Origin of the sequence: Pseudokordiimonas caeni (assembly GCF_026719705.1) — a bacterium.
GTDB classification, from domain to species: domain Bacteria; phylum Pseudomonadota; class Alphaproteobacteria; order Sphingomonadales; family Kordiimonadaceae; genus Gimibacter; species Gimibacter caeni.
In genome coordinates this window covers 264,621-288,518 of sequence record NZ_JAPPRR010000003.1, presented here as the reverse complement: position 1 = coordinate 288,518, position 23,898 = coordinate 264,621, and the positions used below count along the sequence as shown (strand labels likewise).

The 23,898-nt window shown below is 61.4% G+C and carries 28 protein-coding genes and 1 pseudogene; 10 read left to right on the top strand and 19 right to left on the bottom strand.

The window, feature by feature from the left end; genetic code table 11:
* Positions 1-15: 15 nt before the first annotated feature.
* Positions 16-1,080, top strand: a complete 1,065-nt coding sequence (locus tag OU694_RS14575; RefSeq protein WP_308911743.1) for a divergent polysaccharide deacetylase family protein — start codon at positions 16-18, stop codon at positions 1,078-1,080.
* 10 nt (positions 1,081-1,090) lie between these two features.
* A complete protein-coding gene (locus tag OU694_RS14570) occupies positions 1,091-1,558 on the top strand; it encodes an RNA pyrophosphohydrolase (RefSeq protein ID WP_308911742.1) in 468 nt (155 codons plus the stop codon).
* A 93-nt stretch (positions 1,559-1,651) separates the two neighbouring features.
* Here the strand turns inward: OU694_RS14570 and OU694_RS14565 are convergent, their stop codons facing one another.
* The gene (locus tag OU694_RS14565) at positions 1,652-2,848 is read right to left on the bottom strand and encodes a type III PLP-dependent enzyme (protein ID WP_308911741.1); all 1,197 of its coding nucleotides are present in this window, start codon (positions 2,846-2,848) and stop codon (positions 1,652-1,654) included.
* 492 nt (positions 2,849-3,340) lie between these two features.
* On the opposite strand from OU694_RS14565, the gene OU694_RS14560 reads away from it, so the two are divergent.
* Both OU694_RS14560 and OU694_RS14555 read left to right on the top strand, forming a co-directional pair.
* Positions 3,341-3,832, top strand: a complete 492-nt coding sequence (locus tag OU694_RS14560) for a PAS domain-containing protein (RefSeq protein ID WP_308911740.1) — start codon at positions 3,341-3,343, stop codon at positions 3,830-3,832.
* A 122-nt stretch (positions 3,833-3,954) separates the two neighbouring features.
* The gene (locus tag OU694_RS14555; RefSeq protein ID WP_308911739.1) at positions 3,955-4,485 is read left to right on the top strand and encodes a PAS domain-containing protein; all 531 of its coding nucleotides are present in this window, start codon (positions 3,955-3,957) and stop codon (positions 4,483-4,485) included.
* A gap of 55 nt (positions 4,486-4,540) precedes the next feature.
* Here OU694_RS14555 and OU694_RS14550 read toward each other — a convergent pair whose 3' ends face one another.
* The 9 genes and pseudogenes from OU694_RS14550 to OU694_RS14515 form a co-directional block, all read right to left on the bottom strand.
* Entirely contained in the window at positions 4,541-4,945 is a 405-nt protein-coding gene (locus OU694_RS14550; RefSeq protein WP_308911738.1) for a F0F1 ATP synthase subunit epsilon, read from the bottom strand.
* A gap of 26 nt (positions 4,946-4,971) precedes the next feature.
* Positions 4,972-6,396, bottom strand: coding sequence for a F0F1 ATP synthase subunit beta (atpD, locus tag OU694_RS14545; protein WP_308911737.1), 1,425 nt, complete (start codon positions 6,394-6,396; stop codon positions 4,972-4,974).
* Between the two features lie 23 nt (positions 6,397-6,419).
* Positions 6,420-7,310: a F0F1 ATP synthase subunit gamma gene (locus OU694_RS14540; protein ID WP_308911736.1), complete on the bottom strand. Its 891-nt coding sequence runs from the start codon at positions 7,308-7,310 to the stop codon at positions 6,420-6,422.
* 32 nt (positions 7,311-7,342) lie between these two features.
* Complete coding sequence (atpA, locus tag OU694_RS14535) at positions 7,343-8,875, bottom strand: F0F1 ATP synthase subunit alpha (protein WP_308911735.1); 1,533 nt, start codon at positions 8,873-8,875, stop codon at positions 7,343-7,345.
* Complete coding sequence (locus OU694_RS14530; protein WP_308911734.1) at positions 8,875-9,435, bottom strand: F0F1 ATP synthase subunit delta; 561 nt, start codon at positions 9,433-9,435, stop codon at positions 8,875-8,877. Before OU694_RS14530 ends, atpA begins: the two co-directional genes overlap by 1 nt.
* Before the next feature lie 259 nt (positions 9,436-9,694).
* Positions 9,695-9,929, bottom strand: a pseudogene (locus tag OU694_RS16400) (DUF1272 domain-containing protein).
* Between the two features lie 27 nt (positions 9,930-9,956).
* Complete coding sequence (locus OU694_RS14525; protein ID WP_308911733.1) at positions 9,957-10,667, bottom strand: transporter substrate-binding domain-containing protein; 711 nt, start codon at positions 10,665-10,667, stop codon at positions 9,957-9,959.
* Positions 10,668-10,894: 227 nt separating this feature from the next.
* Positions 10,895-11,731 carry a hypothetical protein gene (locus OU694_RS14520; protein WP_308911732.1) on the bottom strand — a complete coding sequence of 279 codons (837 nt, stop codon included), beginning with the start codon at positions 11,729-11,731 and terminating at the stop codon, positions 10,895-10,897.
* A gap of 14 nt (positions 11,732-11,745) precedes the next feature.
* The gene (locus OU694_RS14515) at positions 11,746-13,965 is read right to left on the bottom strand and encodes a primosomal protein N' (RefSeq protein WP_373460404.1); all 2,220 of its coding nucleotides are present in this window, start codon (positions 13,963-13,965) and stop codon (positions 11,746-11,748) included.
* Positions 13,966-14,125: 160 nt separating this feature from the next.
* Here OU694_RS14515 and fsa point away from each other — a divergent pair, with 160 nt between their 5' ends.
* Entirely contained in the window at positions 14,126-14,779 is a 654-nt protein-coding gene (gene fsa / locus OU694_RS14510; RefSeq protein ID WP_308911730.1) for a fructose-6-phosphate aldolase, read from the top strand.
* A gap of 12 nt (positions 14,780-14,791) precedes the next feature.
* Positions 14,792-15,490, top strand: coding sequence for a class I SAM-dependent methyltransferase (locus tag OU694_RS14505; RefSeq protein WP_308911729.1), 699 nt, complete (start codon positions 14,792-14,794; stop codon positions 15,488-15,490).
* On the opposite strand, the gene OU694_RS14500 is transcribed toward OU694_RS14505, so the two are convergent.
* The 3 genes from OU694_RS14500 to purE form a co-directional block, all read right to left on the bottom strand.
* Positions 15,480-16,256, bottom strand: a complete 777-nt coding sequence (locus OU694_RS14500) for a S1/P1 nuclease (protein ID WP_308911728.1) — start codon at positions 16,254-16,256, stop codon at positions 15,480-15,482. The genes OU694_RS14505 and OU694_RS14500 overlap by 11 nt on opposite strands.
* Before the next feature lie 102 nt (positions 16,257-16,358).
* The gene (locus OU694_RS14495) at positions 16,359-17,447 is read right to left on the bottom strand and encodes a 5-(carboxyamino)imidazole ribonucleotide synthase (RefSeq protein ID WP_308911727.1); all 1,089 of its coding nucleotides are present in this window, start codon (positions 17,445-17,447) and stop codon (positions 16,359-16,361) included.
* Between the two features lie 3 nt (positions 17,448-17,450).
* Positions 17,451-17,948 carry a 5-(carboxyamino)imidazole ribonucleotide mutase gene (purE, locus tag OU694_RS14490; RefSeq protein WP_308911726.1) on the bottom strand — a complete coding sequence of 166 codons (498 nt, stop codon included), beginning with the start codon at positions 17,946-17,948 and terminating at the stop codon, positions 17,451-17,453.
* A gap of 229 nt (positions 17,949-18,177) precedes the next feature.
* Here purE and OU694_RS14485 point away from each other — a divergent pair, with 229 nt between their 5' ends.
* Positions 18,178-18,918, top strand: coding sequence for a GGDEF domain-containing protein (locus tag OU694_RS14485; protein WP_308911725.1), 741 nt, complete (start codon positions 18,178-18,180; stop codon positions 18,916-18,918).
* A gap of 13 nt (positions 18,919-18,931) precedes the next feature.
* Here OU694_RS14485 and OU694_RS14480 read toward each other — a convergent pair whose 3' ends face one another.
* Positions 18,932-19,129 (bottom strand): YdcH family protein, encoded by a 198-nt coding sequence (locus tag OU694_RS14480; RefSeq protein ID WP_308911724.1) that lies wholly within the window; start codon positions 19,127-19,129, stop codon positions 18,932-18,934.
* A 50-nt stretch (positions 19,130-19,179) separates the two neighbouring features.
* Here OU694_RS14480 and OU694_RS14475 point away from each other — a divergent pair, with 50 nt between their 5' ends.
* Positions 19,180-19,632 carry a TIGR02444 family protein gene (locus tag OU694_RS14475; RefSeq protein WP_308911723.1) on the top strand — a complete coding sequence of 151 codons (453 nt, stop codon included), beginning with the start codon at positions 19,180-19,182 and terminating at the stop codon, positions 19,630-19,632.
* On the opposite strand, the gene OU694_RS14470 is transcribed toward OU694_RS14475, so the two are convergent.
* On the bottom strand, positions 19,592-20,185 hold the full coding sequence (locus OU694_RS14470; protein WP_308911722.1) for a UbiX family flavin prenyltransferase: 594 nt from the start codon (positions 20,183-20,185) through the stop codon (positions 19,592-19,594). The two genes, OU694_RS14475 and OU694_RS14470, sit on opposite strands and share 41 nt — an antisense overlap.
* Positions 20,186-20,351: 166 nt before the next feature.
* On the opposite strand from OU694_RS14470, the gene OU694_RS14465 reads away from it, so the two are divergent.
* Positions 20,352-20,522, top strand: coding sequence for a YdcH family protein (locus OU694_RS14465; protein WP_308911721.1), 171 nt, complete (start codon positions 20,352-20,354; stop codon positions 20,520-20,522).
* 86 nt (positions 20,523-20,608) lie between these two features.
* On the opposite strand, the gene OU694_RS14460 is transcribed toward OU694_RS14465, so the two are convergent.
* Complete coding sequence (locus OU694_RS14460; RefSeq protein WP_308911720.1) at positions 20,609-21,205, bottom strand: DUF1013 domain-containing protein; 597 nt, start codon at positions 21,203-21,205, stop codon at positions 20,609-20,611.
* A gap of 219 nt (positions 21,206-21,424) precedes the next feature.
* Entirely contained in the window at positions 21,425-22,423 is a 999-nt protein-coding gene (locus tag OU694_RS14455; RefSeq protein ID WP_308911719.1) for an NAD(P)H-quinone oxidoreductase, read from the bottom strand.
* 104 nt (positions 22,424-22,527) lie between these two features.
* On the opposite strand from OU694_RS14455, the gene OU694_RS14450 reads away from it, so the two are divergent.
* Positions 22,528-22,725, top strand: coding sequence for a DUF1192 family protein (locus OU694_RS14450; RefSeq protein ID WP_308911718.1), 198 nt, complete (start codon positions 22,528-22,530; stop codon positions 22,723-22,725).
* Between the two features lie 3 nt (positions 22,726-22,728).
* Here OU694_RS14450 and OU694_RS14445 read toward each other — a convergent pair whose 3' ends face one another.
* Both OU694_RS14445 and OU694_RS14440 read right to left on the bottom strand, forming a co-directional pair.
* On the bottom strand, positions 22,729-23,082 hold the full coding sequence (locus OU694_RS14445; protein WP_308911717.1) for a DMT family protein: 354 nt from the start codon (positions 23,080-23,082) through the stop codon (positions 22,729-22,731).
* Between the two features lie 228 nt (positions 23,083-23,310).
* Complete coding sequence (locus OU694_RS14440; RefSeq protein WP_308911716.1) at positions 23,311-23,775, bottom strand: Hsp20 family protein; 465 nt, start codon at positions 23,773-23,775, stop codon at positions 23,311-23,313.
* Between the last annotated feature and the right edge of the window lie 123 nt (positions 23,776-23,898).

Here is a 23,898-nt window from a genome sequence, read left to right as displayed (position 1 = left end):
AAGGAAGCCTGCCGCGTGCCGTCCAGCCTCAACGCCATCCTGATCGCGTGGGCGCTCAGCCTGATCCTCGTCGTTGGCGGGTTCATGGGGATCGAGTTCCTCGCGACCCCGCCCGCCGCGCACGAAGAACCGACACACGAACCGACATCCAAGCCTGAAGCATCTGCCCCGGCAGACGAGGCAGACGACCATGCCGCACAGCCGGAAGAAACACCTGCCGGACACGAGACAGCGGACACAAGCCATACCGAACCCGCATCCACACCCGAGCCCGCAGGGGTAACGCTTGTTGATGACGCGCTGATCGAGCAGAGCCCGCTCGGCCCGCTGCCCAAACGCGGCAGCGACGGCATGACCCCGATGGAACGGTATGCCAGCCCGCACCCGGCGGATGAGACAACGCCGCGGATCGCCATCATCGTCAGTGAAATGGGCCTGCGCGCCAAAACAACCGAAGCGGCAATCACCGGCCTGCCCGGCGCCGTCTCCTTCGCCTTCTCACCTTATGGCAGCGACCTTGACCGCTGGACCAAGGCGGCGCGCGAGCACGGCCATGAAACCCTGCTGCTGCTGCCGATGGAGCCCATCGAATATCCGCAGATGGACCCCGGCGCGCTCGCGCTCCTCACCGGGAACAACCTGCGCCAGAATACCCGCCTTCTCGAGACCAGTATGGCCAAGTTCACCGGCTATGTGGGGGTCCTCAACCAGATGGGCTCGCGCTTCACGGCAGCGGCCGACTCGCTGAAACCGATCCTCGAGGCTGTCGAGCGGCGGGGCCTCCTGTTCGTGGACGCCCGCACCACGCGCTATTCCCGTGCAGCCAGCATGGCCCGCGGCATGAGCCTGCCGGTTGCCATCAACAACGGCTTTGTGGACGAAACGCTCGAGGCCGCTGCCATGCGGCAGGAACTGCTGCTGCTGGAGAACCGCGCCCGCACCGTAGGCGCAGCCCTTGGCATCGCGCGGCCCTATCCGATCACCGTCGGTGTCTTGAAGGAGTGGGCGGACGGTCTTGCCGAGCGCGGGTTCATCCTCGTGCCGGTCACCGCGATTGCCGACCGCCAGCCGGTCAATTGAGGATCTTCCCATGAGTGACCTGCCCTATCGCCCCTGCGTGGGGATCATGCTGATCAATGACGAGGGCAGGATTTTCGTCGGTGAACGGATAGACACGCCGGGCGCGTGGCAGATGCCACAAGGCGGGATCGACAAAGGCGAGGAAGCGGATACAGCTGCCCTGCGCGAGCTTGAGGAAGAGATCGGACTTTCCGCGGCCGCCGTCGAAATCATCGCCCGCACGCCAGCCCCGCTCGCCTACGACCTGCCCCCGCATCTTCTGGGCAAAGCCTGGGGCGGCAAATACAAAGGCCAGATCCAGCACTGGTACCTGATGCGGCTCACCGGCAATGAAGCCGACATCAACATTGATGCCGAGCATCCCGAATTCAGCCGCTGGCGCTGGACGGACGCGAAAGCACTCGTCGACGAGATTGTTCCGTTCAAACGCCCCATCTATGAGGCGCTTGTGGACGAGTTCGGGGCTTTCCTGAAATAAACCTGCCCGTCATGCCGGGCCTGACCCGGCATCCGGTTGCAGTGACAGAGAGGCTGGACCCCGGATCATGTCCGGGGTGGCCATTTTCAATGATCAGAGATTATCGATCAGCGCGACAATCGGCCCCTGGTGGAAGCCGTTGAACTGCGTGGTCATGGTGAGGCCGTAGGCTCCAAGCCCGATCACCTCGACCCAGTCGCCTTCCTGCGCGTCGGCGGGCAGCATGAAAGGGCCTTCCATACGGTCGATGCTGTCGCAGGTGGGGCCGAAGAAACCGAAGGCTTCCTCATCGCCCTCCACCAGCTTGCCGTCGCGCCACAGACGGGTCGAGAAACGCCACCGCGGCGTACCGGCATCGAAAAGACTGCCATAGACACCATCGTTCAGATACAGCATCTGGTCGCGCCGCATCTCGATCCGGGCGAGCGTGGCACCGCCGTCCGCGACAAGCGCCCGGCCGGGCTCCAGCGCCAGCGACAGGTGCGTGAGGCCTTCCTTCTTCACCGCTGCCTCAATGGCATCGAAATAGTCCTGCAGGGGCGGTGGGGTCATACCCGGATAGGTGACGGGATAACCGCCGCCCACATCCAGCATGTCGACCTTCACACCGGTCACCCGGATCAGCTCGGCCGCAATGGCGATGGCGGAGGCATAATCCTCGGGGATCATGCACTGGCTGCCGACATGGAAGGTCAGCCCCAGCCGCGCAGCAAGCGGACGGGCCTTTTCCAGCAGCAACTGGGATTCCATCACGGTCGCGCCGAACTTGCCGGCAAGCGCATAGGCCGCGCCCGACGAGCGGGGTGACAGGCGGAGAAGCAAGCCGAGGTCCTTGGCCCCACCCGTTTCTTCCACGATCTTTGTCAGCTCGTCGATATGGTCGAAGGCAAAGTCGCGCACACCAAGCGCATAGGCCCGGCGGATCGATTGCCGGGATTTGATCGGGTGCATGAAGCACATGCGGGCTGTGGGGAACAGGCTGTATACCAGCTCGATCTCGCCCATCGAAGCAACATCGAAGCCGCGCACGCCGGCTTCCCAGATGGTTTGCAGCACGGCCGGGTGCGGGTTGGCCTTCACGGCAAACAGCACCTCTCCCGGCGAACCGGCCACAAAGGCACGGGCGCGTTCGGCGATCACATTCGGGCGGATCACATGCACCGAATCATCATCGGCCACATCGCCGATTATTTCGGCTACGGAATGATAAAGCGGCGCACCGTGATAAAGGGCGCGGCGATAGGCATTCACTCGGCGGCGGCTGCGTTCGGACTGAAGGGCATAAGCCATGGCATTCTTTTCCTGGACCGGAGTTATCTTTTGTGGGGTCTCATGCCCCTTTCGAATGGTCGGCAGCTCACGCCGCCTGGGTGCCCGCCGCCTGACAGCAGGCGGTGGCACTATAGAGCGCATGCATGAGACCAGTATAACGCGCAAATCCGTGCGCGGTACCGCCCATGGCAGATTCCTGACCTGAAAAGATGACGGGATCAGGGCAAGCAAGCCCTTTGGCAAGGATCGGGGACACTACGGGGCCTCCAAAAATCAGACCGGCCAAGTGGCGACCGGAACCAACTCGCGAAAGCTCGCCGTGTCGTTGCCCGTACTGACCTTGCGGAAACTAAGCGCCGTGGCACGTGCACTTTGAGATACCCCGCATATGGGGCAAATCACCCTCCCTGACAAGAGTCATTTTCGGGTTGGCTCAAATTGTGTTCACCCGGTCGGATTTGACACCGGGCGCATCTTTCTGGATCATATCCGCCAAGGCGGGAGATACTTATGGCCGCGAAGGCAGTCCATCTGGCCCATCGCACACATTGGGTCGATTTCGACGACAATGAAATCCCTTGGTCGGCCGGCCAGGATTTTTTTCGGTTATGGTGCGAACGCCGCGGCGAACGCGACTGCCCGTCACGGGCCGACTTCACACCGGTAGAGCTAAAGCGCTGGCTGCCCCATGTTGTGCTCCTTGATTATCTGCCTGAAAAGAAGGATTGCCGCATTCGGCTCGTCGGCACAGCAATTGCCGAGCTCTTCCCGCGCGACCCAACGGGGATGCTGATCAGGGACCTGCACAATGGCGACCAGACCATGCTCGGCCTTCAAGCTGTCATTGATTGGCGCATACCGATCATGGCGAAGGACCTGAGCATCGAATGGGCTGATCGTTCGTACCGCATTTTCGATTCGGTCAACCTGCCGCTAAGCCGGACCGGTGAAGCTATCGACATGATTCTGATCCTGATCAACCTCAGGCCGTTGCAGGTCTGACTATTCCCCTGAAACAGCTTCGTGATCCTTTCCTGAAACGGCAATATGCGGTAGGACTCTGATATGAGCCCCAGCCGTCCGCCGGCCCGGGTCACCTTGTGCGAGAGAGTTGGAGTTCGTTCATGATCAGACGCTCGGTTGAGGTAGCTGGCGGCATCATTCATACCGATTTCGACGCTGAAGACCTGCCTTGGGCGGGCGGCGCTCATGTCTTCCGACTATGGTGCGAACGCCGGGGTGATCGGGACATGCCTTCGCGCGCCGACTTCTCGCCGCACGACATGGTGCCCTACCTGCCCTTTGTTGTGCTGGTGGATGTGCTGCACGATCCGCTGCGATTCCGCAACCGGTTGGTCGGTACGGCGCTCGCCGAGCTCTTGCCAAACGACCCGACCGGTATTTTCATGGATGAATTGCCGAACGGCGAGGTCACTGCAGCCCGACTGGCACTGACGGTGAACGAACGCCATCCCACATTCAGCACGGACCTGCCGCTTGACTGGGCGAACCGCGATTACCGCAGCTTCGATGCCATCGGCATGCCGCTTTCGTCGGACGGCCAAACGGTCGATATGATCATGACAGTGATGAGCCTGAGGCCTGCAACACAGGCAGCCCCAAGGGGCAAGGGCCCGGTGAGGCACAAAAGCTGAAAGCAAAAAGGGCGGCCACCGGGACCGCCCTTCTTCATTTCATCAGGCTGAAGCCTCAGGCTGCCACTTCGGCAAGCGCCAGCATCCAGTCCAGTTCTTTTTCGAGATGCGCCTTCGCGAGCTCGTCCTTGGCGTCGGCGATATCCTCGCGGGTATCGGCGATCTTCTTGGCGAGCTCTGCAGTGTCCACACCGTCAAGGCTGATCGTTTCCTCTGCGAGGATCGTCAGGCCCTTGGGGCTGACTTGGGCGAGGCCGCCCTTGACGAACAGCTTCTCGGGGGCGGCGCCTTCAGAGGCATAAACCGCCACAACGCCCGGGCGGATGGTCGACATCATCGGCGCATGCCCCGGCAGCACGCCGAAATCGCCGTCCGCTCCCGGAACCACGATCATGGCCGCTTCGGCGTCTTTCAAAAGACGCTCGGGCGACACGATTTCATAATGCAGGGTATCGCTCATGATGTTCCCTTATCCGCGGGCCGCACTCAGGCGGCGTCGCGTGCGAGTTTTTCAGCCTTGGCGATTGCCTGCTCGATGGTGCCAACCATGTAGAAGGCAGCTTCCGGCAGGTGGTCATATTCGCCGTTAACGATGGCCTTGAAGCCCTTGATGGTGTCTTCAAGCTGGACGAACTCACCCGGCGTACCGGTGAAGACTTCGGCCACATGGAACGGCTGGCTGAGGAAGCGCTGGATCTTGCGGGCACGGGCCACAACAAGTTTATCGTCTTCCGACAGTTCGTCCATGCCGAGAATGGCGATGATGTCCTGCAGCGACTTGTACTTCTGCAGCACTTCCTGAACCTGACGAGCCACTTTGTAGTGCTCTTCGCCAAGAACGTTCGGCGACAGAATACGCGACGTGGAATCGAGCGGATCCACTGCCGGGTAAATGCCGAGCTCGGCGATCGAACGGTTCAGAACCGTCGTTGCGTCAAGGTGGGCGAACGAAGCAGCCGGAGCCGGGTCGGTAAGGTCATCCGCGGGTACGTAAACGGCCTGAACCGAGGTAATCGAGCCCTTCTTGGTCGAGGTAATACGTTCCTGCAGCGCACCCATGTCGGTGGCAAGCGTCGGCTGGTAACCCACGGCCGAAGGAATACGGCCAAGGAGAGCCGACACTTCCGAGCCTGCCTGGGTGAAGCGGAAGATGTTGTCCACGAAGAACAGCACGTCCTGGCCTTCCTGGTCGCGGAAATATTCAGCGAGGGTCAGACCGGTCAAGGCAACGCGGGCACGGGCTCCCGGAGGCTCGTTCATTTGGCCGTACACAAGGGCCACTTTACTGTCGCCTTCGAGGTTGATAACGCCCGAATCGATCATCTCGTGGTAAAGGTCGTTCCCTTCGCGGGTACGCTCACCCACACCGGCGAACACGGAGTAACCGCCGTGGCCTTTCGCGATGTTGTTGATGAGTTCCTGAATGAGAACCGTCTTGCCCACGCCGGCGCCGCCGAAGAGACCGATCTTGCCGCCTTTAGCGTAAGGCGCCAGAAGGTCCACGACCTTGATGCCGGTGACGAGCACTTCCTGCTCGGTCGACTGGTCGGCGAAATCAGGAGCCGGCGCGTGGATCGGCGCGGTCTGCTTGTGGCCGATGGGGCCGCGCTCGTCAATCGGCTCGCCGATCACGTTGATGATGCGGCCAAGCGTTTCCGGGCCAACCGGCACGTTGATCGGCTTGCCAAGGTCACGAACGGGCTCGCCGCGGACGAGACCGTCGGTGCTGTCCATGGCGATCGTGCGAACCGAGTTCTCACCGAGGTGCTGGGCAACCTCGAGAACAAGGCGCTGGCCGTTGTTTTCGGTTTCAAGCGCGTTCAGAATAGCCGGCAGTTGGTCGTCGAACTGAACGTCGACAACGGCGCCGATGACCTGGGTAATGCGGCCTGTATTGGTGGTGGCAGCCATCGCTACACTCCTTCGTGCAAACTTTAGAGCGCTTCAGCGCCCGAGATAATTTCAATCAGTTCCTTGGTGATGAAGGCCTGACGCGTCCGGTTGTAGGTCAGCGTCAGACTGTCGATCATGTCGCCCGCGTTCCGCGAGGCGTTATCCATGGCCGTCATCCGGGCACCCTGCTCGGACGCCGCATTCTCAAGGAGACCGCGATATACCTGCACTGCCACGTTCCGCGGCAGCAGGTCGTCGAGGATCGCGCTTTCGTCGGGCTCGTATTCATACACCGCCCCGCCAAGCTCGTCCGTCATGTTCTCGTTGGCAGCTTCCGGAAGCGGCGCCGGGATCAGGCGCTGCTTCGTGGTGATCTGCACGAGAGCCGACTGGAACTTGGCATAGAAGAGCGTTGCCACATCGAACTCGCCGCGCTCGAACATGTCGAGGACGTCAGTAGCGATAGCCTGCGCGTCTGCGAACCCGAGGCGTTTCACACCGGCAAGGTCTTTGGTGCCGATGATCTTCGAGGCATACTCGCGGCGCAGGACGCCGTAGCCCTTCTTGCCGATGCAAAGGATCTTCACGGTCTTGCCAGCAGCGGTGAGGCTGTTGATATGCGCGCGCGCAGCCTTGACGATGTTGGTGTTGAAACCGCCGCACAGGCCCCGCTCGGAGGTGGCGACAATCACCAGTTCAACATCGTCCTTGCCGGTACCGACAAGAAGCGGCGAAGCACCAGGCTGGTCCTTGACGGCCAGCCCGAGGCCCGCGAGCACTTTTTCCATCCGCTCGGCATACGGCCGGGCAGCTTCCGCCGCCTCCTGAGCACGGCGCAGTTTCGAAGCCGCCACCATCTTCATGGCTTTGGTGATCTTCTGCGTCGACTTGACCGACTTGATCCGGACTTTCAGGTCTTTAAGGCTTGGCATGTGTCCAGCCCTTCTCCATTGGATCCGTTAACTTAGCTGAACGACTTCGAGAAAGTATCGAGGATCGATTTCAGCTTGGTGATGGTGCCGTCCGACAGCTTCTGCTCGCTGCGGATGGTGGCGAGCACGTCAGCGTGCTTGCCGCGCATCTCGGCGAGGAAACGCTCTTCGAAGCGGGTCACGGCCGAAGTCGGGATCGCATCGAGATAGCCGTTCACACCAGCGAAGATCGACACAACCTGCTCTTCTACCGGCAGCGGCGAGAACTGGCCCTGCTTCAGCAGTTCCGTCAGGCGAGCGCCACGGTTGAGAAGTTTCTGGGTCGAGGCATCGAGGTCCGAACCGAACTGGGCGAAGGCTTCCATCTCGCGATACTGGGCGAGTTCGAGCTTGATCGAACCTGCAACCTGTTTCATCGCCTTGATCTGAGCGGCCGAACCCACGCGGGATACCGACAGACCGACGTTAATAGCCGGACGGATACCTTTGTAGAACAGTTCGGTCTCAAGGAAGATCTGGCCGTCGGTGATCGAGATCACGTTGGTCGGAATGTAGGCCGACACGTCACCAGCCTGGGTTTCAATCACCGGCAGAGCGGTGAGCGAACCAGCGCCGCTTTCATCCGACATCTTCGCAGCGCGCTCAAGAAGGCGGCTATGGAGATAGAATACGTCGCCAGGGTAGGCTTCACGTCCCGGAGGACGACGGAGCAGCAGCGACATCTGGCGGTAAGCAACAGCCTGTTTCGACAGATCGTCATAAACGATCACGGCATGCATGCCGTTGTCGCGGAAGAATTCACCCATGGCCGCACCGGTATAGGGCGCGAGGAACTGCAGCGGAGCAGGCTCCGAAGCGGTTGCAGCCACGACGATCGTGTACTCGAGAGCGCCTTGCTCTTCGAGCGTCTTCACGATCTGGGCAACGGTCGAACGTTTCTGGCCGACGGCGACATAGATGCAGAAGAGCTTCTCTTTGTCATCCTTGGCGGTCTTGTTCACCGATTTCTGGTTGATGAAGGTGTCGATGGCTACAGCGGTTTTACCGGTCTGGCGGTCACCGATGATCAGCTCGCGCTGGCCACGACCGACGGGCACGAGGGCGTCAATTGCCTTGAGGCCGGTCTGCACGGGCTCATGAACCGATTTACGGGGGATGATGCCCGGCGCCTTGACTTCCACGCGCTGGCGAACAACGTCCGTCAGCGGGCCTTTGCCGTCGATCGGGTTGCCGAGACCGTCAACCACGCGACCGAGGAGGCCACGGCCAACGGGCACGTCCACGATGGCGCCGGTCCGTTTTACGGTGTCGCCTTCTTTAATACCGCGGTCGTCGCCGAAAATCACCACACCGACGTTGTCGGTTTCGAGGTTGAGGGCCATGCCCTTCACACCACCGGGGAATTCGACCATCTCACCGGCCTGAACCTGATCCAGGCCGTAAACGCGGGCAATACCGTCACCAACGGAGAGAACGGTACCAACTTCGGTCACTTCGGCCGAAGCGCCGAAATTTGCAATTTGGTCCTTCAGGACCTTGGAGATTTCCGCGGCACGGATATCCATCACTGAACCCCTTTCATGGCGATTGCGAGGTTTTGGAGTTTGGTCTTGAGCGAGCTGTCCACCATACGGGAGCCCACTTGTACTTTGAGGCCGCCGAGAAGGCTCTCGTCAACGCGGGCGTCGATGGCGACATCTTGGCCCGTGGCGGCTTTGAGTTTCTTCGACAGCGCGTCGAGCTGCTTCTTCGTCAGCGCGCGGGCGCTTACGACTTCGGCGCTGACTTCACCACGATGGGCAGCAAGCAGCGCCGCGAAGGCTTTGATGGTGCCGGCAATCGCCGAGAGGCGGCGATTCGCTGCCAGAACACCCAGAAACTTGAGGGTCAGGTCGCTGACCTTGCCAAGCTTGCCGATGGCCTCGATGCCTTTCAGCTGTTGATCGCGGCTGTAGAGCGGCGAAGCAACGAAGGCGCGGAGGTCGGCGCTTGTCTCCAGCATGGCACTGAGGGTTTTAAGGTCGGATTCGACGGTATCCAGCGCTTTTTTCTCGACAGCAAGGTCGAAAAGCGCCCGGGCATACCGGCCCGTAATCCCTGAAACGTTGGCTTGTTGCGAGGCCACGTCTGGCGTCCCCTTGTCGATGGCCTGAACCAGGGTGTTGGTCCAGAACCAGTTGACGATTGCAAACCGGCGAAATGCCGCCTGCGTGATGTTAATATCGAACGGTCATGTGCGAAGATCCGCGAAATTCGCGGCCACAAGCGACTGACCTGTCAAAATGCGTGCTCCGTCTAGCACAAGGAAAACGAGGGGGCAAGCGACTATCGGCGCGGGTTTCCGATTCTTTCCGGGGCTTTCCGAAGGGCCTTGGGAAGTGGCATCATGGGCATCCCTTGAACACCCGTTTTACCGAAGCCGGATACCGTTCAAGAAGGGCGGCGGCGCGTGTGGGGCGCGACAATAAGTCGCCCCCGCAATTGGGGCAGCGGCCACCAAGCTTGCCTTCCGCACAGGCTGCGCAGAAGGTTGCATTCGAAGCTGCAGATATAGGCACCCGGCGCATCCGCCGGCAGGTCCTTGTCGCAGCATTCACAGCCGGGGCGCATTTCAAGCATGACGGGCTCGCTTCCCTATCCTGCCGCCTATTTCATATAGATGCCGAAGAAACGGCGGCGGCGTTCTTCAAGCAGCGTGCCCAGAATGCCATTGGCGCTGATCGTTTCAAAGCATTGATGGACACGCGCCCCGACCGCCACATCTTTGAAAACCCAATGCGCCTGTGTTGCCGGGAACAAGGCTGCCACATCGAACCGACCCTCCGCCTGCCCGTCGAGGCCCGCCTGTGCACCCAGAAGATTGGTATAGGCCGCGAAGATCAGCTTGTCGGCAATCACAGCATCCACCCTGCCGGCCATGATGAGGCGACTGTGAGCGTCCTGATTGGCAATCTCCATATAGGTCGAGAAACTGCCCCGCACAGCGCCAAGCCCCGGCAGGATCCGCGCCGCGCCCGGAAAGGATACGACCCGCATGCCGGCGAGATCCGAGAGATGCTCTGGCTTTGCCATGCGCTCACGCAACGTGATGACGCTGTTCTGATAGGATGAATAGACAAACTGGTACGCGACATCAGCAGGCGCGGAAATGACCGTGACTGCGGCCTCCACCGAGCCATCCTGCAGGAAGGATTCGAGGTGGCGACCAAAGGGTTGCAACTGGATCACCGGCTTCAGTCCGCACTCGCCAAGCGCGGCAATCACAATCGCCTCTTCAACCCCGCCGCCATTACGCTCATAGAGCGGATAAAGAAGCGGTGCCGCGATCACGAGGCTGTCGTCATCTGCCCTTGCCATACATGGGGCGAAACACAGGCTGAAAGCGAGCAAAGGCCCCGACAGAGACCGCCCCGGAAGCACCCAAAGCTTTCCCACTGACTGCGCTGCGCGATTTGCAACGGCCCGCCAGCGCCACCCAGTATCGCTCAACAGCCTGACCCCCAAGGTTGCAAGCTAACGCCCGTGCGCAGCATTCAAATTTCAGTCGGCACCGTCAGTCAATTCAGGAATGGAAAAAATTTCCACTATTCGACAGCCGGAAGCCCTTCATGCGAAGTTTTCATCAATATATCCAGCAAATCCGGATCGAGATTCTTCGGCGCTATCAGATAGCCCGGATATCGGGCAACTTCGCCAAGCGACGCAGTCTCATCTTCAGCCACGCCAAGATCGGCCATGTTGCGGCTGAAAATCTTTTCGGTGCTGACGATGAAGTCGGCCCGGCCGGCCAGAAGCAGCCGCTCAAGCCCCGTTGTCGCAGTCAGCGGTGTGGCCACCATATGCGCGTCATCGATTCCGAGGGTGGCCATGACTTCGCAGCCGATCGCCTGAAACTCGCAGGCACCAACGAAGCCGCCCTCCTTCAGATCGGCGAGTTTCACCCCGGCCGCGCGGCTTGACCGCAGCGTATAGACCCGGAGGCTGTAGTCTTCGCGGATCGGCAATATCCAGTGATATTTGTTTTCGCGTGCCGGGGTACGCAGATATTCGAGATACAGCGCCTGTTCCTGCCGCAGCAGGAAAGCAGTTTTACGCGGGCGCGGCAGAAAGCGCATTTCATACGGGATGCCGGTGCGCTCCATGAAGGCCTTCACCCGGACGATGATTTCCCCCATCTGCCGTGCCTGCTCCTCGCTTTGCGGATGGATGTGCCAGTCCTCGCCATAAACGATCATCGGGTGGCGCCCGGCGGGGCGCACGACTTCCTCAGCCAACAGGGGGCGAGCCAGCAACGCCAGCAAAAAACTCAAAACCAGAACACGCAACATATACACCATGGGTAGATCGGGGTGCCAATCTAGGGACCAACCCTTCAACGGATCGTTAAGAATTGGTCGCAATTTTATCGGCTCACCCAACAATCGCCCTCTCTGCCCTACATGAAACTGTAGGGGTCGATATCCACCCTGATCTTCACGGCACTCGCCGGTTTGACCCGCCCGAGCCAACCCGCCACCAGATCCTGTATCAATGTGTCACGCCCCGTTTGAACCAGCATGCGATGCCGGTGCAGCCCGCGCAAGCGTGCAAGTGGCGCCGGCGCCGGGCCCAGCACATGAATGCCCTCGCCCGCAGGGGCAGCCCGCGCCAGCCTGCGCCCGGTCTCGACGACCGCCGCCAGATCCGGCCCTGAAATCACGAGCGCTGCAAGCCGCCCGAAGGGGGGCATCCGGAAGCGGGAACGCTCGGCTTCCTCCGCTTCCATGAAGGCTTCACCGTCGCCCGTAGCAATAGCGGCGACCACCGGATGGGCGGGATCGTAGCTTTGCAGGAAGACCGTGCCCGGCTTGTCGCCCCGCCCCGCGCGGCCCGCCACCTGAACAAGCTGCTGCCACGTGCGTTCGCCCGCCCGCAGGTCCCCGCCGCGAAGCCCGAGATCGGCGTCAATCACGCCAACGCAGGTAAGATTCGGGAAGTGATAGCCCTTGGTGACGATCTGTGTGCCGATCACGATATCAAGCGCCCCGCTTTCGATCATCGCCACCATCCGCGCCATATCGCCGGGGCGGGTGAGCGTGTCGGATGTCATCACCGCCAGTCGGGCGGTCGGGAAACGTGCAGTCACTTCTTCCTGCAGGCGTTCCACTCCCGGCCCGCAGGGGACGAGCGATCCGGTATCGTCGCATTCCGGGCAATTGTCCGGCGTGCGCATCGAATGCCCACAGTGGTGGCACACCAGCCGCCGCTCGCTGCGGTGTTCCACGAGCCACGCCGAGCAGGCCGGGCATTCGATCCGGTGGCCGCAGGTCCTACACAGCGTGAGGGGCGCGTATCCCCGGCGATTGAGGAAAAGCATCGACTGCTCGCCCCGGCTGAGCCGGTCCTCGATGGCGCTCGCAAGCGCTGGCGCGATCCACTCGCCGCTGGCCGGGCCCTCATGGCGCATGTCGATCACCCGCATGGCCGGCAGCTCGGCGGCACCATGCCGTTCGGTCAGGCGTAGTTCGCTGTAACGTCCGGCCTTCGCATTCACCCGGCTTTCCATCGACGGCGTGGCGCTCGCCAGCACCAACGGACAGGCCTCGAACTTGGCGCGCACCACGGCCATGTCGCGGGCGTGATAGATCACACCTTCTTCCTGCTTGTAGCTCGGGTCATGTTCTTCATCGACGACGATGAGCCTGAGGTTGCGGAACGGCAGGAACAGCGCGGAGCGTGCCCCAACCACCACGCGCGCCCGGCCTGCCGCGATCTCACCCCAGGCGCGCCGCCGACCCGCCTGCCCGATATCGGAATGCCAGACCACCGGCTCCACGCCGAAGCGGCTGGCGAAGCGGTCGAACCATTGGGCGGTGAGCGCGATTTCCGGCAGCAGCACCAGTATCTGCGCCGTCGGGTCCTTCAGCGCCTCGACCACGCCTTCGAAATAGACTTCCGTTTTGCCAGAACCTGTGATGCCGTCCAGCAGGAAGGGCGCGAAGTCATGCTCTGCAACCGCCGCACGGATCGCGTCCGCCGCCGCCTGCTGTTCGCGTCCGAGGACGGGGCCCTCTGCCTTTGGTATCGGCACGGCAAAAGGCTGGTCCACCGGACGCAGTTCAGCCATCAGCGCGCCCTGCTCTTCCAGCCCTTTGATGACCGCTGCCGACACGCCGGCCAGCTCTGCGATCTCGCCGGGTGTGCGGGCGATGCCGTCTGCCATCAGGGTGAGGACTGCCTTGCGCGCCGGCGTCAGCTTGTCTGGCACGGCCAATCCGTCGCGCCAGAAAAGATGCTTGCGCACCGGCACGCCTTCAAGCGCTTCGGGAACGCTGAGGCACATTTTCAGGATCATGCCGGGGGCGGACATCGTGTAGGCCGCAACCCAGTCAACAAGCTTCATAAGGGCGGCATCGAGCGGGGCCGCCTCCACCGCGCGGATCGCCGGTTTCAGCTTCGATAGCGCGACCTGACGGCCCTGATAGCGCCCACCGTCCCACACCGCGCCGATCACGCGGCGCTTGCCAAGCGGCACTTCCACAAGTCGGCCGGGGGCCGGGGCCGGCATATCCCCCGCCCACAGATAGTCAAGCGGGCCATCAAGGGGCGCGGGCACCATCACGCTGATCCGCCTTGCTTCCCCGATGTCGTCCAATTCAATCGTCACGCCTGCCATGCCCTTGCCACTTTCTGGCACCATAACGAGAGGCACGAGGAAAAGGCAACGCGCACGATCATGACACCGACCCTTACCCCCTTTGCACTTGCAAAAAAGCCCCATCGGCGCTAGGCAGGCGGCCAATGACCGACCTCCAGACATGGTAAGGAGCGACCCGATGAAATTCTTCCTCGACACCGCCAATATCGACGAGATCCGCGAAGCGAATGCGACCGGCCTGCTCGACGGCGTGACCACCAACCCTTCGCTGATCAAGAAATCCGGCCGCGACTTCTTCGAAGTCATCACCGAGATCGCCAAGGAAGTGAAAGGCCCGGTTTCGGCTGAAACCGTTGCGCACGATCACGAAACGATGCTGAAAGAAGGCCTGAAGTGCGCCAAAATCGCGGACAATATCGCCGTGAAAGTGCCGCTCACCATCGAAGGCCTCAAAACCTGCAAGGCGCTCCGCGCTGAGGGCATCATGGTCAATGTCACCCTCTGCTTCTCGGCCAATCAGGCCCTTCTCGCAGCCAAAGCCGGTGCGACCTTCATTTCGCCCTTCGTCGGCCGTCATGACGACATCGGCTTCGATGGCATGGACCTGATCCAGGACATCCGCACCATCTATGACAATTACGAGTTCAACACCCAGATCCTGGTCGCAAGCGTGCGTCACCCGGTGCATATCCATCAGGCTGCCCTGATTGGCGCCGACGTGGCCACTTTCCCGGCCGACGTGATGAAGAAGCTTGCCAACCACCCGCTGACCACGAACGGCCTCGCCGCTTTCGACAAGGACTGGGCGGCGACGGGCTTCTCGATCCTTTAAGGAAGGAACCGAATGGCGCAGCGCCTGATAGAGGATTCCCTGCTGGCACTGCGCCGGGCCCATCCGTGGCCCGAACGGAACGACTGGGCGGTCATCCCGCCCTGGCCCTACGCGCTGGGCGGCGGCGGGCGCGAGCTCGTGGATGCGATCATCCGGGTCAGCCGCCCACGCCTGATGGTGGAAATCGGCGTCTTCCTTGGCGCCTCCACCAAGCGCTGGCTGGATATATCCCCGCGCCTTACCGTTATCGGCATCGATCCGTGGGACGAGCTGCGGCTGATCCCGCAATGCCGGCGTTATGTCGGCCGCCCCGCGCTCACCCGCGCCTATCCCGACCCGGAAATGCAGGAACGCTTTGCCGTCGATATCGCGGCGAACGGCGTGCGCCTGACCGCACTATCGCTGCTCAGGCCCTACCGCGACCGCTTCATCCCGATGCAGGCGACAAGCCCCGACGGGCTGCATGAAATCGCCGCGACCGGGCTGAAGCCCGATCTCGTTTATATCGATGCAGACAAGAAGGCAGAGGACCTGGAGGCCGCTCACCGCCTGTGGCCCGAAGCCATCATCGCAGGCGACGACTGGCACTGGGGCCGCACCAAGGGCTATCCGATGCGCCGGGTCGTCGAGGAATTCGCAGCGAAAAACGGTTTTGCCATCACTGCCGACCACGGCACATGGGTCCTGACCCGTCAGGGCCTTACTGCTTGAAAACCTCATTGAGGTAAGCGGCAATCCGCACGCTGGCCATCGACAGGCGCTCTTTCGCCGTGCCGATATGGTCATAGCCATATTGCCACGACAGCATCTGGTTCTGCGGATAGACGCCAGGGCGCAGCGTGGCACTTTCCTTGATCCAGACCTTGGGGTCCGTCACCGTCCATGCCTGCACCTTCTCAGGCGTGATGCGCGCGGCAAGCCATGTGGACATTTCGGTGTAGGAAAGACCCTGATGGTTCAGCAGGTCCTCATCCCACACCATGTGCAGGTTCGAGGGTTTTTCAAACCACATGACCTTCACATCGTTGCCGCCGCGGTCGCTGCCGTCGCCGGTGTGCATCGGCTGGTGCAGGTCGCCGACGATATGAACGATGAAACGCAGCGCCCGCTGCCGGTCGGCAAGGCTCGCGTTCTTGTCTTTCAGTGTGGCGGTGAAGGTGGCAAGTGCGGTCATCGCATCGCCCTGCGGCGGTGCCATCGACGCGTCATAGTCGGTGCCTTCGGGCATCGTCACATAATGCCAGGGGGTTGCCTGCTTCTGCCAGAATTCGTCAGGGTTGGAGCGCTGTTCATCGGGCCATGTGGAGGCTTCGGCGAGCGTTTCGACACCGAGAAGCGCCTCAACCGCAGCTTTCGCCTCGGGCGTCAGGTAGCGCTCGGCGAGCGCCCCGGTCACACGGTGGCCAAGCGGCCCCCATGCGCTTGCGGGCGTGGTGGCAGCAGCCAGCATCAGGCCGGCGATCATCAGCTTTTTCATGGCATCCCCCATCTTCTTTTCAGAAAGCCCCGGCGCGGGGGCCGGTTTTTCCCTGCCTAGCATGGCTTCATGCAGGAAAAAAGACAGGGGTGGTGGGTGCGCCTATTTCTCTTCCGGGCGGAAGCGTTCGACCCAAGTCACATGGCCCATCTTGCGGCCGTCGCGCGGGTCAAGCTTGCCATAGTGATGGAAGTGGGCGTTGGTATCGGCCAGATACTGCTCGTACTCGAGGATATCCTTGCCAAGGAGGTTCTTCATCCGCACTTTGCCAAGCGCCTTGGTGGGGCCAAGCGGCAGGCCGCAGATGGCGCGGATATGCTGCTCGAACTGGCTGGTTTCAGCCCCTTCGATAGTCCAGTGGCCGCTGTTGTGAACGCGGGGTGCGATCTCGTTGACGATCACTTCGCCCGTCTTGTCGTTCACGAACATCTCGACCGCCAGCACACCGACATAATCGAGGGCGTTGGCGATGCGGGTGGCCATCACCTTGGCCTTGGCCTCCACCACTTCGGTGATGGTGGCCGGCACGTCCGTGGTGTCGAGGATATGGTTGGTGTGCACATTCTCGCCCACCGGGAAGGCCGCCACATCGCCTTCCACACTGCGGGCCACGATGGCGCTGATTTCGCGGTCGAACGTTATGAAGCCTTCAAGGATCGAAGGCGCACCGCCGGTAACCTCAAGCACGCGGTCGATATCCTGCCGGTTCTTGATCAGGATCTGGCCCTTGCCGTCATAGCCCATGCGGCGGGTCTTGGCGACGGCGGGGCGACCGATCACGCGCAGCGCTGCGGTCAGCTCTTCTTCCGTTTCGAACGGCTGGAAGGGGGCGGTGGTGACGCCGCATTCGTTGAGGAAGGTTTTCTCCAGCAACCGGTCCTGCGAGATTTTCAACGCGCGCGCACAGGGGCGCAGGGTCGAATGGCGCGCCACGATCTCGGCGGTCTTGGCCGGCACATTTTCGAATTCGTAGGTCACAACGGCGCAGCTTTTGGCGAACTCGGCCAGTGCTTCCTCGTTCTCATAGGGCGCGATCGTGAACTGGCGCGCCACATGGAAGGCGGGGCTGCGCTCGTCCGGGCAGAAGATATGGGTGCGGTAGCCAAGCTTGGCAGCGGCGAGCGCCAGCATGCGGCCCAATTGCCCGCCGCCAAGGATGCCGATGGTGGAGCCGGGTTTCACTGCAGTCATGACTCAGGCCTCGTTCACAGGTACATCGGCAACCGACGCGGTTTGCGCGGCGCGGAAGGCATCCAGTTTGTCGGCAACGGCCTTGTCATGCAGCGCGATCACGCTGGCCGCCAGGATGCCCGCATTCTTCGCCCCGGCCTTGCCGATGGCAAGCGTACCGACCGGCACACCGCCCGGCATCTGCACGATGGATAGAAGACTATCCTGCCCCGAAAGGGCAGCGGACTGAACGGGTACCCCGAAAACCGGTAGCGGCGTCATGGCAGCTGCCATACCCGGCAGGTGGGCGGCACCGCCCGCACCGGCGATGATCACATGCAGGCCGCGCTCGCGTGCTGTTGTCGCATAGTCGACAAGCCGCGCGGGCGTGCGGTGGGCAGACACGATCCGGGCTTCGTAGGGAATCCCGAATTCTTCAAGCATGTCGGCTGCATGTTTCATGGTCGGCCAGTCGGACTGGCTGCCCATGATGATGCCGACAATCGGCTTCGCGTCACTCATACACACACCTCGGGTCTGAGAGGACCGGGCGAACGCCCGCGATATAAAAAGGCCGGTGAATGAACCCGGCCAACTGCGCGCGCATTATAGGCGGGAAGCCTTTCAATGCAAGCAAAGCCGTTGCCGGGTGCGTCTTTCGTACCGTGCGATCAGGGATTCACACCAGCGCCCATATGGGATAATGATGGTAGGATAAGTTAGGTTCCACACGATCACGGGCTGACACCGCATGAAAGTGACCAACAGTTCAGGGGTGACCCGTTATGGCCCCACGGGCGGTGTGCGCCGCACCGGCAGCAGTGAGAGCACCCCGAGCGCCAGCACGGTCCGCCGCGTGGAAGACAGCGTCCAGATACTGGGCGTATCCCCCGACGAGATCAGCCCGCGCGTCCATCAGGCCATCCTCAGCCTGATGCAGGAGGTGGAAAACCTGCGGCGCGAGCTCGAAGAATCGAATCGCCGCCTGCGCGAGATGGAAGACCTCGCGGACCTTGACGCCCTCCTGCCGATCCCCAACCGCCGCGCCTTCGTGCGCGAACTGAACCGGATGATCGGCTTCGCCCAACGTTACGGCACGCCTTCGACGCTCATCTTCATCGACCTGAATGACATGAAGCTGATCAATGATGAATATGGCCACGAAGGGGGCGACAAGGCGCTCCTGCACCTCGCCCGCCTGCTGATCGACAATGTGCGTGGCACCGATGTGGTCGCGCGGCTTGGCGGCGACGAATTCGGGGTGATTCTGGCGCAAGCCGACGAAACGACCGGTCAGGAAAAGGCCAAGGCGCTGGCAGAGGTGATCGCCAATTCACCCATTGAGCTTGGCGGCAAACCCTACCAGTTGAAAATGGCCTATGGCACCTACACGATCAAACAGGACGACGAGCCCCATGAAGCGCTCGATAAGGCCGACAAAGCCATGTACGAGAAAAAACGCGAGATGAAAGGCGAAGGCAACGTCCGCTAAGGGTGGCCGATTTTCAGGCGATGATGTCAGGCAAAAGAAGATCGCGGAGCTTGGCCATCTGGTCCTTCAGGTGCAGTTTCCGCTTCTTCAGGCGTTGCACCTGAAGCTGGTCGAACGTCGTACCGTGCTCAAGCGCCGTGATGGCGTCGTCAAGATCCCGATGCTCCTCCATGAGAAGCGCCAGTTGCGCCCGAACATTATCTTCGTCCATAAGTGAAGTATCCCGCCCTGCCTACTCGGAAATTTGCGCAGTATAGCACCATGAACGATATGAGAGAAGCAAGCGCCACCGCCTTCTGGCACGCATCGAAGGCCCTTTACGACAAGCCCGAGGTCATGCGCCTTGCCCTGAAAGCACAGGATAGTGCCGGGCGCGACGTGAATGTGATCCTCCTGCTGGCCTGGCTTCATCAGCGCGGCCTGACCCCCGATGCGGACGGCTGGAAGCAGTTGAAAGCCGAATCGGACAAGGAACGCAAGACGCTCGAAATGATGCGCGCCTACCGTCGCAGCATGCAGGGCAAGGGTGGATACGAAGAGGCGAAGTCCATCGAGCTTGATGCCGAACGTTCGGTGCAGGAGCGCCTGATCGACGCGATGGGCACACCGGTCAAGGGCGATCCCGTGCCGCTTCTGGCGGCATATCTGAAAGGCTTCCGGGAGGCTGGCGCGCTTATGAAGGCGCTTGGTCTTCCGCCTCGCGCCAACGCTTGACGTCCGGGTGATCGAACCCGAATAGATCCAGCACCCGGGCAACCGACTGGGTGACGATCTCGTCAATCGTTTTGGGCTTCGTGTAGAAAGCCGGTACCGGCGGCACGATCACCGCCCCCATTTCAGATAAAGATGTCATGGTGCGCAGATGTCCGGTGTGGAACGGCGTTTCGCGCACCATCAGCACCAGCCTGCGACGTTCCTTCAACACCACGTCTGCCGCGCGCGAGACGAGGCTGGTAGTCACACCGGTCGCAATCTCACCCATTGTCTTGATCGAGCACGGGGCGATCAGCATGCCGCGCGTGCGGAACGAGCCCGAGGCAATCGCCGCCCCGATATCCTTGACCGGGTAGATGGTGTGGGCGAGCGCCTGAACGGCCTTCAACGAGACGTCGGTTTCTTCGCCGAGCGTGCGCTCGGCGGCCTTCGACATCACGAGATGCGCCTCGGCGCCAAGGTCGCGCAGCATCTCGAGCGCGCGGATGCCATAGACAATCCCGCTCGCCCCCGTGATGGCCACGATCATCCGGCGGTCCTGAGTCTCGCTCATCGGGTGAAGGTCCTTTTTCCCATGCGGCATTCTACGGCAAAGAATCCCACTTAATACGATGGAATGTTACACTTTTTCGATTGGTAACAAAATTTTCCGTGACAAGCCCGCCGTTCGGATGTTGGAATCAGGGCCTCTTTGAAGCAAACAAGAAGGAGAGACGGGAATGAGCCTTCAAACGCATGTCGACAGCCTGACTGCGAAACACGCCGAGATCGAAGAGATCATTACCCGAGAAGAACACCGACCTAATCCCGATACCATCAGACTCATGCAGCTGAAGCGCCGGAAGCTCCGCATCAAGGAAGAGCTGAGCAAGCTCGCGGTGCGGCACTGATACGCCTCCCGGTCGGGACCTTATGAAAGAAAAAGCGCAGGATTTCCTGCGCTTTTTGCATTTTAAAGGTCGATATGGCCAGCGGATCAGGCTTCGCCTTCGCCTTCCGGCATTTCAGCAGCAGGTGCTTCAGCCCCGGCTTCCGGCTTCACATCCGTTTTCTTGCGGCGCTCAGCCGCAAGGCGCACGGCGGCATCAAGTTCGCTCTGCTTGCAAAGGCCAAGGCCAACAGGATCCTGCGGCTTGATATTCTGGGCGTTCCAGTGGCTTTTCTCGCGGATCGCCTGAATAGTCGGCTTGGTGGTGCCGACAAGGCGGCTGATCGCCAAGTCCGAAAGCTCGGGATGGTGACGCACCAGCCACGCGATGGCATCGGGCTTGTCCTGACGCTTCGAAACCGGCGTATAGCGCGGACCCTTGGTGCGCGGCAGGGCTTTCACGTCATCCTCGCGCAGTTTCAGGCGCGCGGTCTCGTCCGCGGCACAGCGGTCGATCTCAGCCTGCGTCAGCTGACCGTTCGCGGTCGGGTCCTGCCCCACGATATGGGTGCCGACGGTGCCGTCCGCGATGCCTTGAATCTCCAGCTCATGCAGGCCGCAAAACTCGGCAATCTGGCGGAAGGTCAGGGCTGTGTTGTCAACGAGCCAGACGGCGGTTGCCATGGGCATCAGGGGTTGGGTCATCTGTCTCTATCCTGTTTCAAGTTTATCGGCCGCTTAACCCCAGGGCAGCACGAACAAGCCATGCGTCCGGGCCCAGACAAGCTTTCCCTTGCCTGCCTCCAGCGCGATACTCTCTGTCCGGAGGGGTGAAACGGCGTTTCACTGACCTCTCTTTATCAGCTTGGGGGCGGCGTGTCATGGCCTTATGTCGTGCCTCTGGAAAGAAATTCCAAGGGGTAATCAGCCGGCCGCAACACGAAGCACGATCTTCCCCATATGGCGTGACGATTCCATCAACGCATGCGCATCCGACGCCTTTTCAAGCGGCAAAACTGTATCGACAACCGGCTTGACCCTGCCAGCCTCGATGAGCGGCCAGACCTTCGCCCGAAGCGCTGCCGCCACCGCCGCCTTGAAGCCGTTGTCGCGCGCCCGGAGCGTGGAGCCCGTCAGCACCTGTCGTTTCAGCATCACCTGCATGATATTGAACTCGGCCTGCATGCCACGAAGCGCTGCGATGGAAACATGTCGGCCTTCCACCGCCAGCGCATTCAGGTTGCGTGGCAGATAGTCGCCGCCGACCATATCCAGCACCACATTGACGCCCTTCCCGCCCGTTGCCTTCAGCACCGCTTCCACAAAATCCGCCTCGCGGTAATTGACGGCAAGGTCAGCCCCGAGCTTTTCAACGAACGCGACCTTGTCCGCCGAGCCCACGGTCGTCGCGACCTTGGCACCAAACGCCTTGGCAAGCTGGATGGCAGTCGACCCGATCCCGCTGGATCCACCATGAACGAGCAGCCACTCGCCGGGCATCAGCCCCGCACGGTCAAACACGTTGGACCAGACGGTGAAGAAAGTTTCAGGAATGGCCGCCGCTTCCGCCATCGCCAGCCCTGCGGGCACCGGCAGCACCGAGCCCGCAGGCGCCACCGCATATTCGGCATAGCCGCCACCGGAGATGAGCGCGCAGACGGCATCGCCTTCCTTGAAGCCCGTGACCCCTTCGCCCACCGCAGCCACATGGCCAGCGATTTCAAGCCCCGGAATATCGCTCGCGCCCGGTGGCGGAGCGTAGAAGCCCTGCCGCTGCACCACATCGGGCCGGTTGACCCCGGCTGCCGCCACCTTGATCAACACCTCGCCTGCCCCTGCCACCGGTACGGGCCGCGTCGCCGGCTTCAGCACTTCCGGGCCGCCGGGCTTCTCGATCTCGATCGCGGTCATGGTTGCAGTCATTGCGTCTCTCCCTCCTGTACTTTCGGGGCGAAGTCTAGGCGTGTGTCTTGACCGGTGACAAGTAAAGACACCTGCGGCAAGATCACAAGAAACGGAGATGCCCCATGGATTTCGATGACCTGCCCCGAAAGAAAACCGGTCCCCTTTTCGACCTTGAAAAGGAAGACATCAGCACGCTCGGTGTCGAGGAACTCGATGACCGCATCCTGCGCCTGAAAGCCGAAATTGTCCGCGCCGAGACTGCAAAGGCCGCCCGCAGCGCCTCTCGCTCCGCCGCTGAAGCGCTGTTCGGGAAAAAGTAGCCCTCAGCCCTTGTAGAAAATGCAGGCTGCCCCCGCCGCGATCAGCGAGAAGCCAAGTGCGTGGTTCCAGCTGAGCGGTTCCTTGAGCACAAGGATTGAAAAGACGGCGAAGACGGTCAGGGAGATCACTTCCTGTATCGTCTTCAGTTCTGCGGCGCTCATCACACTGTGGCCGATGCGATTGGCCGGCACCTGCAGCAGATATTCGAAAAAGGCGATGCCCCAACTGATCAGGATGACCGTGATCAGCGGGGCCGCCTTGTATTTCAGGTGGCCGTACCAGGCAAAGGTCATGAAGATGTTGGAGAGAAGCAGAAGGCCGATGGTGACGGCCGGCACAGGCAGGGCAAGCGCCATGATGAACTCCGGAGAGGGACAAGCTGGCGCCAGAATATAGCCGTGTGTTCGGAAAGAGAAGCGGGACGCGGGGCCTTCGCAAGGGGGGAGGGGGAAAGAAGGGCCGGCCGCGTCCCGCATGAAGGTGCGAGGAAACGTGAAACAGGGAAACTATCAGGGGTTCCCGCCGCCCTGCCGTTCAGGAGGCAACAATTCCGGCAGGGCAGCGGGGCTGGAGAAGGCTATGCCTCAGGCAGCGTCGGCCTCGATGGTTTTCGGGGTCGATTTCTCGCTGCCGCGGATGGCAATCTGGCGCGGCTTCATGTGATCGGGGATCACACGCTTGAGGGCGACCTCAAGGAGACCGTTTGCAAAGGACGCTTCACCGACCTGAATCGTGTCCGCCAGCTCGAAGCGGCGCTCGAAGGCGCGCTTGGCGATACCACGGTGCAGGAAGGTGCGCTCGGCTTCTTCTTCACGGCCACGGCCGGAAACGATAAGCGTGCCCTTCTCGACGGTGACAGTCAGTTCGTCAGGGGCAAAACCGGCAACGGCCAAGGTGATCTTGTAATCATCGTCGCCCAGTTTTTCGATATTGTACGGGGGGTATGCTGCCTGGGTCGCGTCGCCCTGGAACGCCGAATCAAGCAGGCGGTTCAGGTGGTCAAAGCCGACAGAGCGGGACAGGAGCGGGGTCAGGTCGAAAGTACGCATGGTTTAGTCCTCCAATAGAAGCAACTGTTTGCATCATGGTCCGCCAACTGGCCGGACCTTCGGTGTCGCCGGCCCTCATTCGAGCAACCGGACAATTGAGATGTAAGCAGCCAAACGAGAGCT